The following is a 13314-nucleotide window of genomic DNA, read 5'->3' as shown; positions in this document are numbered from 1 at the left end:
AAGGGCCGTAGTCCACGCGACCCGGGACGACTTGGCGTACCGGGGTGGCTTCCATCGATAGGGTCGAGACCATGACAAGACTCGCAGTGGTGACCGGTGGTGGCACCGGGATCGGCAAGGCGACGGCCGGCATGCTCGCCGGCGAGGGCTTCGACGTGATCATCGTGGGTCGTCGCGCCGACGTGCTTGCCGACGCGGTGAAGTGGATCGGCCCGCAGGCCACCGCGGTGACCGCCGATGCGACCGACCCGGCCCAGGTGCCGGCCGTGGTGGAAGCCGTTGCGGGACGGCCACTCGACGTTCTGGTCAACAACGCGGGAGCGTTCATCGGTGGTGATGACGCCACCCTCGTCCAGGTGGCCGACCGCTGGCGGGCCAATCTCGACTCGAACGTCCTCTCCGCGGTTCTCATGACCACAGCCCTCCTTCCGCATCTGCGTCGTCCCGGCGGCAAGATCATCCTGACCAGCTCGATCGCGGCCCAGCGCGGTGGCGGCGGGCCGTACTCCGCGGCCAAGGCGGCCCTGCACGGATACGGACTCGACCTGGCCACGTCACTGGGGCCCGAGGGCATCACGGCGAACGTCATCGCCCCCGGATACGTCACTGACAGCGAGTTCTTCAACGGCCGGATGACCCCCGAAGGACATCAGAAGCGCGTCGACGCCAGTGTGCTCAAGCGCGCCGGCACTCCGGACGACATCGCGGAGGCAGTCCGGTGGCTGATCGGGCCGGGCGGTGGATTCGTGACCGGCCAGATCATCAACGTCAATGGCGGCTCCGTTCTTGGCCGGTGAAGAAGCTGTACCAACCGGCCGGACTCAGATCGGGAGAGCCGGCTCATATCGGCCTGGGCCGGCTTACTCCGCATCACCGGTGAAGCGGCCCTCGCCCGGCCGGTTGGTGCGGAACCGCAGACCCGACCAGCGCTCGTCGATCGCGACCTGCCCGCATGGGCGCATGTCGAAGTCGGCGACGATCGGCCAGAGTGAATCACGGTTGATGTCGGCCTTGTTGCCCTTGGGGTAGGCGATCCAGAACGCCCCGGGCTTGTCGAGGTCGGCGCGAAGCTGTTCGAGCTGCTCGCGTACGCCGGCCGAGTCCTCGACGAACACCACGGCTGTGCTCGCGGTGGCCAGGGTGCCGGTCTCCCTTACCCCCTCCGGCATCGGCGTGAGCAGCGGGAGCCGCGCCGGTTCGTTCAGCCACACGGTGGTGTTCGGCTTGATCAGCAGCTTCTCGGCGATCGTCTTGGTCATGTCTCTGAGGTTTCCATCCACGTGGTGGTAGTTCGCCGGGTTCACCGAAGGCTCCCACCTCGGTGCTTCCGGCAGACGACGTACAGCAGCCCCGAGTGCCACCCCGGTTGCCGGGTTGCCGCCCGGCCGGGGTGGCACCCGCCCGGCTGCCACCCGTCCGGGTGGCGACTGCCACCGGACCGGGGTGCCACCGATCCGGGGTGCGGCTGACGCCCGTCAATGGAGGCGCAGCCGCTGTGGGACGGGCCGGTCAGCGACCGGCCCGCATGGTGGTGGCCGTGGCCCGGCCTCCGCAGGCTTGACACCGTTCCGTGCGGGAACGATGCGTGCGGCCGCCCTCCCACCGGTCCGCGGCCCGGACCGCCGAGCCGTCCACCTGCATGACGCTTGCATTTCGACCCTCCCGGACTCCGATCCCGCTGGACGGAGGCAGCATGGCCGATCCGGGCCGGGCGCCGCTCGAATCGAGTCGCCGGCCTGTGGATAACTTCCGGTTGTGGATAACTCCGGGCACACCCTCGCGGGCTGATAGACATGCCGGGTGACTGATACGACGCGAACGACAGCCGACCGAGCGGTGGTGCGGGAGCGGGCCGAGGAGGTGCTCCGGCGGCTCGCCGGCGAGCACGCCGTTCTCCGGGAGGACCAGTGGCGGGCGATCGAGGCCCTGACCGTCGACCGACGGCGGGTGCTCTGTGTGCAGCGCACCGGCTGGGGCAAGTCAGCGGTCTACTTCGTGGCCACGGCTCTGCTTCGATCCGGGGCCACGTCCGAGCCCGGTGATCCACCGGCGGGCCCGACGGTCATCGTGTCGCCGCTGCTGGCCCTCATGCGCAACCAGGTCGACTCAGCCGCTCGCGCGGGGATCCAGGCCCGCACCATCAACTCGGCGAACCTGGACGAGTGGTCCCTGATCGAGCAGGAGATCCGGGCCGGCGAGGTCGATGTCCTGCTGATCAGTCCCGAGCGGCTCAACAACCCCGACTTCCGCGACAACGTGCTGCCAGGCCTGGCAGGGAGCACCGGACTGCTCGTGGTCGACGAGGCGCACTGTGTCTCCGACTGGGGCCACGACTTCCGCCCCGACTACCGGCGGCTGCGCACGTTCCTGGCGGGACTTCCCGGGCGGACGCCGGTGCTCGCGACCACCGCCACCGCCAACGCCCGCGTGACCGCCGATGTCGCCGATCAGCTCGGTGACGCCCTGGTCCTGCGCGGTTCGCTCGAGCGAGACTCGCTGCGTCTGGCGGCCCTGCGCCTCGAGAATCCGGCCCACCGCCTCGCTTGGCTGGCCGACAATCTGGAGCGGCTGCCGGGATCCGGCATCGTCTACACCCTGACCGTCGCCGCGGCCACCGAGACCGCTGACTTCCTCCGCTCCCGCGGTTTCGAGGTCGCCTCGTACACCGGCCAGGTGGAGGACGCCGAGCGTCGCGCCGCCGAGCAGGACCTGCTGACCAACAAGATCAAGGCGCTGGTCGCGACTTCGGCGCTCGGCATGGGGTTCGACAAGCCGGACCTCGGCTTCGTCGTCCATCTCGGCGCACCGCCGTCGCCGATCGCCTACTACCAGCAGGTCGGCCGGGCCGGCCGCGCGGTCGAGCACGCCGAGGTGGTTCTGCTGCCCGGCCCAGAGGATGCCGCGATCTGGCGATACTTCGCCTCCCTGGCCTTCCCGCCGGAGGACCAGGTCCGGGCGGTGCTGTCCCGGCTCTCCCCGGACCAGCCGATGTCCACACAGGCCCTGGAGCCCCTGGTGGATCTCCGTCGCACGAGGCTGGAGTTGATGCTCAAGGTCCTCGACGTCGACGGCGCGGTGCGCCGCACACGTGGTGGCTGGCTTGCAACCGGGGAGCCGTGGACCTATGACGAGGCCCGGCTCCGGCGCGTCGCCGAGGCTCGTGAGGCCGAGCAGAAAACCATGATCGAGTACGCGGTGACGCCGACCTGCCGGATGGAGTTCCTCCGCCGGTGCCTCGACGACCCGGAGGCCGCCCCGTGCGGCCGATGTGACAACTGCGCCGAGCCGCTGTTCGACGCCGAGGTGTCCTCGGTCTCACTGGCCGCGGCAGACGCCTTCCTGGGCCGTCCCGGGACGGAGATCGCGCCGAAGAAGATGTGGCCCACCGGTCTGGCCGCTGTCGGGCTCACCCTCAAGGGCCGCATCGCGCAGACCGAGCAGGTCGAGCCGGGCCGGGCCGTCGGCCGTCTCTCCGACCTCGGCTGGGGTAACCGCCTGCGTGCCGCGGTCTCACCGGACTCTCCCGACGCCCCGATCCCTGATGACCTGGCGGCCGCGGTCATTGAGGTCCTCAAGGCCTGGGCCAGGGGAGACGACGCCTGGAAAGACCGCCCCGCTGCCGTCGCGGCAGTTTATTCACAGCGTCATCCACAACTTATCCACAGCCTCGCCGAGCGCATCGCCACTGTCGGACGGCTTCCGATGCTCGGCACTCTGGAGCTCGCCGACCATCTGGACGGCACCGCGTCCAGCACTCATCGCGGCAACAGCGCCCAGCGGGTCCGTGCCCTGCATGACGCCTTCGTCGTCCCGCCGCATCTGGCCGCCGAGTTGTCCCAGCTGGCCGGCCCGGTCCTGCTGGTCGACGACCTGACCGACTCCGGTTGGACGGTGGCGCTGGCGGGCCGCGCACTACGCCGGGCCGGCGCCCCAGCCGTCCTACCGCTCACCCTGGCCGTCGCCGGCTGATCCGAAACGGAGGCCTGGCCGGAGGGGCGGCGTTGGTTCGAAGGCCTGGCCGGAGGGGACGATGCGAAACGGAGGCCTGGCCGGACGGACGGCGCTGGATCCGAAGCCTGGCCTGAGGGGACGATGCGAAACGGAGGCCTGGCCGGACGGACGGCGCTGGATCCGAAACGGAGGCCTGGCCGGAGGGACGGCGCTGGTTCGGAGGTCTGGCCGGAGGGCCAGTGCGAAGCGGTGGCCTGGCAGCGGGGTGATCTGAAGCGGCGGGGCGACCCGAGAAGGCGCTGTGGCCGCGTGCGGTAAATCGAAACCGGCGGTGTTCTCCTGATCTCGGGAGGGAGGTGGATTCAGGGCTTGCCGAGGATGGCGTTCCTGGTGGGGCGGCGGTCGATCTCCATGAAGCGGTGGGCGCCGGCCAGGTTCTCGAAGCCGGAACGGCGGTAGACCTCGTGAGCGTCTCGAGTGGCCAGCAGAAAACGCAGGATCCCGCGATCGGAGAGGTCCGCGACGATGGTGTCGACCACCCACCTACCCAGGCCACGACCACGGTGGTCCTGATCCACGAAGACGTCGCAGATCCAGGCGAAGGTGGCGCCGTCGGTTACCGCGCGGGCGAAGGCCACCTGTTCGGAGCCGTCGGCGGTGAAGACCGAGTAGGGGAGCGAGCCATCAATCGACCGGGCCACCAGGTCGTAGGACCGGCCGGCCGCCCAGTAGGACTCCTCGGCGAGCCACCCGTGCACCTTGGAGAAGTCGACGCGTTTCGGGTCCGCGGTCAGCACGTACCCATTGCGTTCCAGGTCTTCCATCAGCTGCTCCTTCGTCAGATATCCGCAAGGGGCCGGTCGCATGGTGTCACAGCGGCAGGTCCGGGTTTTCGGGCAGGTTCAGCTGGTGGGATGGCAGCGCACGAGTTACAGGAGACCAGTGACCGCAACGGCCAGGCGGGACAGCCAGGACGCCGGATCGTCGACGCCCGGAAGGGTGCCGGAGACCCTCCACCGGCGGATCTCGGACGGCTCCAGCAGCCGTGTGAAAGGAAGCGCCGGAGCTGCGAAGCGGGGCGCAAGTGCCGGATCCAGGGAGCCCGGCTGACGCGCCGGGGCGGGAGAACGGGGTGACGGCTGCTGGTGTGGCGGCGCGGACGGCGATTGCAGCAGGGAGTGGTCCGCCCCGAGGGCCAGGCGGCGCAGCCGGGGGCGCAGGCACATGCCGTCCAGCTCGGCCAGAAGCACCGCGTCGTAGACGTCCTTCATCGCCGACACCCCGTGTGTCTGCTGGTCGGCGGCGAGCCAGTGCAGTTTCCAGGCCAGCGAGAGCTGGGCACTGGCCGTCCACAAGCCGAGAGGTGGCAGACCGCCGGCTCGGGGTACGGCGGTGCACACCGGAGCGTCCGGCATGGGCTCGCCGAAGGACAGGTCGACCTGGACCGTTCCCTCCTCGCCGGTCGGAGACTGCCAGGGCAGCTCGAGGCGGAGGCGACCGTTCTCACCGCCGGGCTCGTAGTCCGCGTAGTCCCAGTCCTGGCGCATGTCGATCGACTCGGTGTCGAACTGGATGCCGTCGAGGGTCCGCGGGTTTCGGCTGAGCAGATTCGTGAACTCGTAGTCCCACAGTTCTTCGTCGAAGCTGTCGAGGCCGGCAGCTGGGATCCAGTTGAGGCCCTCCGGCGGCAGGTGAGCCGGCCGGCCGCCGGTGTCGAACTCCTCGAACTCCCAGATCTCGTTACGGGCCGCACCGTGTACAGCCTCCGGCCACTGCTGCACGGGGGCGAGACGGTCGAGGTACGGGTACGGGTGGAGGTCGTCCAGCGGGGTCAGCGCAGGTGGCCGGGCCATCCAGTCGAGGTCGCCGGGTGGCCGGGCCGCGTCGCCGACCCAGGCCGGCATCGTCATGCTGCCGCGCAGCACGAGCCACTCCGCGAACGGGGACTCGGCGACCAGCGTCAGCACATGGTCGAGGGCGGCCCGGTGAGCGCTCATGCGAACCAGCCGGCGTCCAGCCCCGGATTGTCGTCGACCAGCACCCATTCCTCCTCGACCTCGGCAACGAGCCACCCACCGGAAGAAACGCCCGCCAAGGCCGAGCCGGGGGAAGCCTCCGAAGAAGCGGAGGTGGGGACGTCGGCGGAGGCATCCACAGAAGCGGAGGAGGGGACATCGGGGGAGGCTTCCGAAAATGCAGAGGGAGCAGGGACCCCCGAAGAAGCCAAAGCGTCGAGCAGACCTGCCAGCAACCCGGCCGCCTCAGCTCGCCCCATCCGATAACAGCGCTGCGTGACGAACCGCTCCTGAACGCCGTCCGCCCGCACCCGGCGGGCATTGCGGGACAGATGCGCGCCGTGCCGGGCGGCGATCGTCCGTACCAGATCAATGTCTGTCTCGGCGGAAAGCAGCAGCTTGACGTGATGCTCGAAGTAGAGATCGGAGGCCTCGGCCGCGTTCGTCGGAGCCTCCCGCCCGGACGCCGCGGCCTCGACCTTGAGCCGCGTGACCGGAAATCCGGACGACCGCAGCTCGGAGGCGGTGCGCCGGGCATCCGCCTCGGCGGTGGCCGGGGTGCCGTCGGAGAGCCAGCTCAGCATCGGCTGACTGGCGTGCGAACCCCTGTCGAGCACGATCCGGGTGTATTTCACGCCGCGATCCGCCGCCCAGGACCGGAGCCGGTCGTCGGAGGCATCGGCGGACACCGTCAGATGGATCTCGTATCGGCTCACCCCCGCACGCTAACCGCGAGGTATGACATCCCGGAGCGGGCCGGACGGCTGCGAGTAGGCTCACCAATGAGTCAGACCGGGTCGAAAGGATCTCATTGTGGCTGTGACCAGCACTTTCACCGTGAAGGGCATGACCTGCTCGCACTGCGTCCAGTCGGTCACCCAGGAGCTCTCCGCCCTGCCCGGCGTCACCGATGTGCAGGTTGATCTCGCCTCCGGCGGGGTGACGGTGGCCAGTGACGCCCCAGTGTCCGACGAGGCGGTGCGTGCGGCGGTCGACGAGGCCGGCTACGAGCTTGCGGATGCCTGACGAGCCGGAGTCCGTCCCGGCGAGGCGGATGCCTGACGAGCCGGAGTCCGCCCCGGCGAAGCGGATGCCTGACGAGCCGCAGGACGAGCCGCAGTTCGGCCTTTCGAGGACGAACACCACGAACGCGACACCAGGCTTCCGGTTCGCCGCGATCGGCGCCCTGCTGATCGTCGTCCTCTTCGCGGGGTACGGCCTCGGCCGGCTCAACAACGGCACCGGCGCTCCGGCAGCCGCGACACCGCAGGCGCAGGCCAGCCCGTCGTCGAGCCCGTTCGACGAGAGTCAGCCGCACACGCACGGCACGACCGCTCCGGCAGGCGCGAGCGGCACCGGTGCTCCGGTCGGCGGACTCTCCCTCAGTGGCGGAGGTCTCACCCTGACCCCGCTCACCACGCTCTTCGAGGCGGGCAAGCCACAGCGGCTCGAGTTCACGATCAGCGGGCCGGGCGGCGCGCCGATCACCACGTATGCGGTGGTGCACGAGAAGCAGCTGCATCTGATCGTCGCGCGCCGTGATCTGACCGGGTTCCAGCATCTACACCCGGTGATGGCGCCCGACGGAACGTGGAGTGTCGATCTCACGCTGGCCGAGCCGGGCGTCCACCGGATGTTCGCCGACTTCACCGCGCTGGTCGGCGGCGTCGAGATCACCACCACGCTGGGGCACGACCTGACGGTCGCGGGGGCCTACACGCCGGTCACCGTGCCCGATCCGGTCCGGGCCGCGACCGCTGACGGTTACACGGTGGGGTACGAGGGCACGCCCGCCACCGAGTCGACCCAGCCCTTGCTGATGACCGTCACCGACGCCGCCGGACGGCCGGTGACACCCGAGCCCTACCTTGGTGCCTACGGCCACCTGGTGGTTCTCCGGCAGGGTGACCTCGGCTACGTCCACGTCCATCCCGAAGTGCAACCCGTCGACGGCAAGGTCAAGTTCTGGCTGGCCGCCCCCAGCCGGGGCACCTACCGGATGTTCTTCGACTTCCAGGTCGCCGGGAAGGTGTCCACGGCGGCCTGGACGGTCGTCGTCAGCTGAGCATCATCTGGTCAGCATCGTCATCTGGTCAGCACTGTCATCGGGTCAGCATCGTCGCGAGTGCCGGGGTGACGCCCCACTGGCCGCTGAGGGAGTCGTACTCGGCCCGCTGCTCGTCGGTGGGCCGGGCCCCGGTCCGCCGGGCGCGCAGCATCAGGTTGCGCGGCGTGTGCGCCGAGTCGATGAACTCGACCACGTCCACCCGGTACCCGTGCAGGCGCAGCAGGGCGGCCCGCAGCGAGTCGGTGAGCACATCGGCGAAGCGTTCCCGCAGGATCGCGTGCCGGGTCACCTCCGCGTACGGCGAGGGCGCGCCACGGTTCTTGAGCTGAGCCGCGATGTCGTGGTGGCAGCAGGGCGCGGCCAGCACCCAGTCGGCCTCCCACTCGACCGCCCGGGCCAGGGCCTGGTCGGTGGCCGTGTCGCAGGCGTGCAGCGCGAGCACCAGGTCGGGCTCGAACGGCAGCTCCGCCGCCTCGATGGTGCCGGCCACGAAGGTCACGTCGGCCGAGCACCCGAGTTCGGCGGCGACCGCGCTGTTGCGTACCCGCTGATCCTCTCGGACGTCGACCCCCACCACCTGGACCGGAACGCCCCGCCCGGCCAGGTATCGATAGGCGGCGAAGGTGAGGTACGCGTTGCCGCAGCCCAGGTCGACGACGCGCAGCGGCGTCGGAAGCTCGTCCGGCAGGGTCGCGGCGAGCGCCCGCAGGAACGCGTCGATCTGACGGCGTTTCGCCGCCGTGCCACCGACCACCGTGAACAGCGGGTCACCCGGGTCGAGCAGCCACTGCTTGGCACGGTCGTGTGTCTCCGGGTTTCTCGGCGCGGCGACCGCGGACGAGCGGTGCACCTGGGCGTCGCCCTTCTTGGTCACCCGGACCTGCACGGTCGCCGAGTCGGTCTCCACGTGCCAGTTGCCGAACGGCTCGGCCAGCAGCGCGTCGACGGCCTGCGCGGCATCGGCGCCGTCGACGTTGCGGGTGAACGGCCGGGCGCCGTCATCAGTGACGATCTGCAACCGCTGGCCCTGCTTCAACGTCACCGGGCGTAGCTGCGCGCGCGTCACCGACGGGACGTGCCCACGACGCCGGCCGGCCGCGACGGCCCGGGTGAGGCCCGGTGCGAGCAGAAGCTCCCGCACCTCGGCGAGGACTGAGTCGAGCGGTTCTGGCATGGTCCCATTCTGCCCGGCGGGCTGGTTGGCCCCGAGGGGCTGTGTATCGCGCCTTGCGCGGTTAAGTTGATCGGTGCCGTAGCGAAGACGAGGTGCCCCCGCGATGTCCACACAGCTCTCCGACCGTTTGCGGGAGGCCACCCGGGACGAGCGTGCAGGGGCGCGCCCCATTCCATTCATCGCCAGCCTCGCGTCCGGCCGGTTGCCGCTGGCCGCATACGCCGAACTGCTCGGCCAGTACTGGTTCATCTACGAGTCGCTGGAGCTGGCGTCGACCGCGATGGCCGACGATCCGATGGCCCGGCCCTTCGTCTTCCCGGAGCTGTTCCGGGTACCGGCGCTCGAGACGGACCTGCGGTTCCTCTTCGGGCCCCGCTGGCAGAGCCGGATCCACGCGCTGCCGGCCACCACCACGTACTGCACCCGGATCCGCAGTGCGGCCTTCGGCCGGGCCACCGAATACGTGGCGCATCACTGCACGCGCTACCTCGCGGATCTGTCCGGCGGGCAATGGCTGAGGCAGGCGGTCGTGGAGGCGTACGGATTCCGCCGGGACGGCTTCCGGTTCTTCGTCTTCGAGGGGATAGATCCGCCGCTGTTCCGGGCGCGGTACCGGGATCGGCTCAACAGCGCCCCGTGGGCCCGGCGGCAGCAGGACGCGTTCCTCGCCGAGGTCGCCACCGCGTATCGGCTGAACCTGGACCTGCTCGCGGAGCTCCGGGACAACTGGACCTGACGGGCAACGCGGGACCGGTCCTCCGGTCCCGCGTTGCCGGCGACGTGGATCAGGCGTCAGCCGTGGTGCCCACACCGGCCTCGGAACCGCCGGACAGGTCCGCATCGGCCGAGCGCGTGGTGGCGCGGCGACGGCGGCGACGAGGAGCGGCTGTCGCCTCCTCGGGTGCGGCGGAGTCGGACACGGCGGAGTCGGGCCCGGCGGAGTCGGACGCGGGTGCCAGGGCTGCCGGGGCCTCCTCAGCCGCGGGAGCGGCCTCTTCCGAGAAGACGAGAGAGGCCGCGGTGGTCCGGCGACGGCGGGTCCGTGCACGCGGTGCGACTGTTGAGGCTTCTTCCGGCGAGGGTACGTCCGAAGGCTCCGCAGACACCGGTACCGCGGTGTCGGGTGTGCCCGTGCCGTCCTCGACGACCCGGCGCCGGCGACGCTGCCGCTGGGGCCGCTCGGTCGCCTCGCCGGGCGAAGTGGAATCGGGCGAGCTGGAGCCGGGCGAGGTGGAGCCGGGCGAGCTGGAGCCGGGCGAGGTGGAGCCGGACGACGGACCGGAGTCCCCGCCGCGGCTGCGACCACGGCCGCCCCGGTCTCCCCGGTCACGGCTGCCACGACCACGTCGCCCGGTGCTGCCCAGATCCTCCTCGATCTCCGCGGAGAGCCCGGCCCGGCTGCGTGAGGCGGTCGGCAGGGTCCCCGAGATGTCGGAGGGGATGTCCAGGTCGGCGTAGAGCGCTGGACTCGTGTGGTACGTCTCCGGCGGCTCCGGCATGCTGAGGCCGAGCGACTTGTCGATCAGCACCCAGCGCGGCATGTCCTCCCAGTCCACGAACGTGATCGCGGAACCGGTGGCACCGGCCCGGCCGGTGCGGCCGATGCGGTGCGTGTAGGTCTCGGGATCTTCCGGGCAGTCGTAGTTGATCACGTGCGTGACGCCGGAGACGTCCAGACCACGGGCTGCGACGTCGGTCGCCACCAGCACGTCGATCTTGCCGCTGCGGAACGCCCGGAGCGCACGCTCGCGGGCACCCTGGCCCAGGTCGCCGTGCACGGCCGCGACCGCGAACCCGCGGAAGTCGAGGTCCTCGGCGACCCGGTCGGCGGCCCGCTTGGTGCGGGTGAAGATCATCGTGAGGCTGCGGTCCTTGGCCTGCAGGATGCGTGCCACCATCTCCACCTTGTTCATCGGGTGGGTGCGGTAGACGACCTGCTTGGTCAGCGGGGACGGGCCGCTCTCGGTGGTGTGCCCGGCGTGGATCGTGACCGGGTTGCGCAGGAACCGCCGGGACAGGGCGACGATCGGGTCCGGCATGGTGGCCGAGAACAGCATCGTCTGCCGCTGCTCGGGGATCATCGCCAGGATCTTCTCGACGTCCTCCAGGAAGCCCAGGTCGAGCATCCGGTCGGCCTCGTCGAGCACCAGGGCGCGGACCGAGCCCAGCTTGAGCTGCTTCTGCTTGCAGAGGTCGAGCAGGCGGCCGGGGGTGCCGACCAGGATCTCGACGCCCTTCTTGAGGGTCTCTACCTGCGGTTCGTACGCCACGCCGCCGTAGATCGGCAGGACGCGGACGCCCCGGGTGCTGCCCGCGGCGGCGAGGTCGCGGGCCACCTGCAGGCCCAGCTCACGGGTCGGGACGACGATCAGGGCCTGCGGCTGGCCGTCGGCGCCCTCGCTGGGAGCCAGGACGCGCTCCAGCAGGGGGAGGCCGAAACCGAGGGTCTTGCCGGTGCCGGTCGGCGCCTGGCCGATCAGGTCGGTGCCCCGCAGCGCGATGGGCAGGGCGTACTCCTGGATCGCGAAGGCGTGCGTGATGCCGGCCTTGGCCAGGGCTTCGACGGTTTCGGCCCGGACGCCCAGCTCGGCGAACGTGGGGCTGTCGGGACGAACCGGAGCGCGTGTGGTTACGGGTACTAGAGCTTGCTCATTGTCGGTCATGAAGTTTTACGGGTGCCCTCTCGTGGTGCGCCCGTCGGATGTCTTTGGGCGCGGTCTCGTATAGGCGCGGGCCGCACGCTCGAAAGCGGGCCACACGCGGGGTCGTCGACTTGACAGATCGACGACGACACAGGCCACTGTACCTGACCTGGTAGCAGACGCGCCCGGAGAGAGTTACGGGAGGGAGCCCTGAGACCAGGACGCCCTCCCGTTGCGAAACGAAGCTCGCCGGAACCTCAGCGCGTGGTGAAGCCGAACGGGCGGTGCGACGCCTCGGCGATCTCCACGTAGGCCACCTTGGCGATCGGGATGATCACCTTGCGGCCCTTCTCGTCGGTGAGTGTCAGGACGCCGTCCTTGGCCAGAGCATCCGTCACGGCCTGCTCGACCTCCGCCGGGGTCTGAGCGCTCTCGAGCACAAGCTCACGCGGCGACTGCTGCACGCCGATCTTGACCTCCACGGAGTCCCTCCTAAAAAGATCCGTCTACCCGACCGAAAGGTTATCCGATTTCCGGTGCCATTCCGGCCGTTGAGCCGCCCTGTAGCGGGAAGCTGGCGATCCCGCGCCAGATCAGCGCAGCTACGAGCGCTTCGGCTTCAGCTTTGGGCGTACGACGTCCGTTGGCGAGCCAGAACTGTGCTGCCTGTCCGGCCGCCCCTGCCAGGCCGGAGGCGAGCAGCTCGGCCTGGTCCGGACGCAGCCCGGTGTCCGAGATGATGGTGTCGGTCACAGCGGCGATGCAGCCCTGCTCGACCCGTTCCACCCGCTGGCGGACCTGAGGATCGTTACGCAGGTCCGACTCGAAGACGAGCCGGAACGCCTCGCTCTCGTGATCCATGAAGTCGAAGTACGCCCGTACGGCGCCCTTCACACGCTCCTTGTTGTCGGGAGACGCCTGCATGGCCCCGCGCACCTTGGCGATTATCGCGTCGCAGTGCGTGTCCAGCAGGGCCAGGTACAGCTCCAGCTTGCCGGGGAAGTGCTGGTAGAGAACGGGCTTGGAGACGCCCGCCCGTTCCGCGATGTCATCCATCGCCGCGGCGTGATAGCCGTGTGCGACGAAGATCTGCTGCGCGGCGGCCAGCAACTGCTTGCGTCGCGCCGAACGGGGCAGGCGGGTGGGTCGTGCGGTCTGTGGCCCGCCGGACGCAGCGGTCATTTCTGTGAACCTCCAGGGGGGTCGGGTCCCCGCGGTTTGTCGTCTCGGTTTGCCCGGATCGGCGCATGTCGCGGTCGTGCGGGCAATTGTCGCGACGCTGCAACTTATCGCCACTGCAACGACACGGTAGCCTCAGCGGGGGCGAGCGAGGAGCACGCGGTGGATGAATCAGGGCATTCCGGAGACACGGGAGCCTCAGCGGGTGGCAACGGGGCCGATTCGCAGGACCGCACACGGGTGAACGGCTGGGCGAACGACGACAGCCGGTGGCCCAACACGGGA

The 13314-nt window shown here is 70.1% G+C and carries 13 protein-coding genes; 5 read left to right on the top strand and 8 right to left on the bottom strand.

Annotated elements, in window-relative coordinates; genetic code table 11:
* Nucleotides 1-71 precede the first annotated feature (71 nt).
* Nucleotides 72-797, top strand: a complete 726-nt coding sequence (locus CLV67_RS03555; protein ID WP_106315623.1) for an SDR family NAD(P)-dependent oxidoreductase — start codon at nt 72-74, stop codon at nt 795-797.
* A gap of 63 nt (nt 798-860) precedes the next feature.
* Here CLV67_RS03555 and CLV67_RS03550 read toward each other — a convergent pair whose 3' ends face one another.
* A complete protein-coding gene (locus tag CLV67_RS03550) occupies nt 861-1259 on the bottom strand; it encodes a hypothetical protein (RefSeq protein WP_106315622.1) in 399 nt (132 codons plus the stop codon).
* A 541-nt stretch (nt 1260-1800) separates the two neighbouring features.
* On the opposite strand from CLV67_RS03550, the gene CLV67_RS03545 reads away from it, so the two are divergent.
* The gene (locus CLV67_RS03545) at nt 1801-3969 is read left to right on the top strand and encodes a RecQ family ATP-dependent DNA helicase (protein WP_106315621.1); all 2169 of its coding nucleotides are present in this window, start codon (nt 1801-1803) and stop codon (nt 3967-3969) included.
* 344 nt (nt 3970-4313) lie between these two features.
* Here CLV67_RS03545 and CLV67_RS03540 read toward each other — a convergent pair whose 3' ends face one another.
* From CLV67_RS03540 to CLV67_RS03530, 3 genes are all read right to left on the bottom strand, one after another.
* Nucleotides 4314-4775, bottom strand: a complete 462-nt coding sequence (locus CLV67_RS03540; protein WP_106315620.1) for a GNAT family N-acetyltransferase — start codon at nt 4773-4775, stop codon at nt 4314-4316.
* 105 nt (nt 4776-4880) lie between these two features.
* Complete coding sequence (locus tag CLV67_RS03535; RefSeq protein WP_106315619.1) at nt 4881-5948, bottom strand: nucleotidyl transferase AbiEii/AbiGii toxin family protein; 1068 nt, start codon at nt 5946-5948, stop codon at nt 4881-4883.
* Nucleotides 5945-6682, bottom strand: a complete 738-nt coding sequence (locus tag CLV67_RS03530; RefSeq protein ID WP_106315618.1) for a hypothetical protein — start codon at nt 6680-6682, stop codon at nt 5945-5947. The genes CLV67_RS03535 and CLV67_RS03530 overlap by 4 nt, the downstream gene beginning before the upstream one ends.
* A gap of 130 nt (nt 6683-6812) precedes the next feature.
* Between CLV67_RS03530 and CLV67_RS03525 the strand changes: the two genes are divergently transcribed.
* Together CLV67_RS03525 and CLV67_RS03520 are read left to right on the top strand one after the other, a co-directional pair.
* A complete protein-coding gene (locus CLV67_RS03525; protein WP_239166646.1) occupies nt 6813-6992 on the top strand; it encodes a heavy-metal-associated domain-containing protein in 180 nt (59 codons plus the stop codon).
* Nucleotides 6985-8031: a hypothetical protein gene (locus tag CLV67_RS03520; RefSeq protein ID WP_239166645.1), complete on the top strand. Its 1047-nt coding sequence runs from the start codon at nt 6985-6987 to the stop codon at nt 8029-8031. Before CLV67_RS03525 ends, CLV67_RS03520 begins: the two co-directional genes overlap by 8 nt.
* A 37-nt stretch (nt 8032-8068) precedes the next feature.
* Here the strand turns inward: CLV67_RS03520 and CLV67_RS03515 are convergent, their stop codons facing one another.
* A complete protein-coding gene (locus CLV67_RS03515; RefSeq protein WP_106315616.1) occupies nt 8069-9208 on the bottom strand; it encodes a class I SAM-dependent methyltransferase in 1140 nt (379 codons plus the stop codon).
* Between the two features lie 103 nt (nt 9209-9311).
* On the opposite strand from CLV67_RS03515, the gene CLV67_RS03510 reads away from it, so the two are divergent.
* Nucleotides 9312-9944: a biliverdin-producing heme oxygenase gene (locus CLV67_RS03510; RefSeq protein WP_106315615.1), complete on the top strand. Its 633-nt coding sequence runs from the start codon at nt 9312-9314 to the stop codon at nt 9942-9944.
* Nucleotides 9945-9993: 49 nt separating this feature from the next.
* Here the strand turns inward: CLV67_RS03510 and CLV67_RS03505 are convergent, their stop codons facing one another.
* From CLV67_RS03505 to CLV67_RS03495, 3 genes are all read right to left on the bottom strand, one after another.
* Entirely contained in the window at nt 9994-11871 is a 1878-nt protein-coding gene (locus tag CLV67_RS03505) for a DEAD/DEAH box helicase (protein ID WP_106315614.1), read from the bottom strand.
* Nucleotides 11872-12107: 236 nt separating this feature from the next.
* A complete protein-coding gene (locus tag CLV67_RS03500; protein ID WP_106315613.1) occupies nt 12108-12332 on the bottom strand; it encodes a DUF3107 domain-containing protein in 225 nt (74 codons plus the stop codon).
* 40 nt (nt 12333-12372) lie between these two features.
* Nucleotides 12373-13032 carry a TetR/AcrR family transcriptional regulator gene (locus tag CLV67_RS03495; protein WP_043531207.1) on the bottom strand — a complete coding sequence of 220 codons (660 nt, stop codon included), beginning with the start codon at nt 13030-13032 and terminating at the stop codon, nt 12373-12375.
* Nucleotides 13033-13314 lie beyond the last annotated feature (282 nt).

Source organism: Actinoplanes italicus (assembly GCF_003001815.1).
Lineage (GTDB): Bacteria > Actinomycetota > Actinomycetes > Mycobacteriales > Micromonosporaceae > Actinoplanes > Actinoplanes italicus.
The sequence above is the reverse complement of the archived record's forward strand: the minus strand, read 5'-3'. Positions and strand labels throughout refer to the sequence as shown.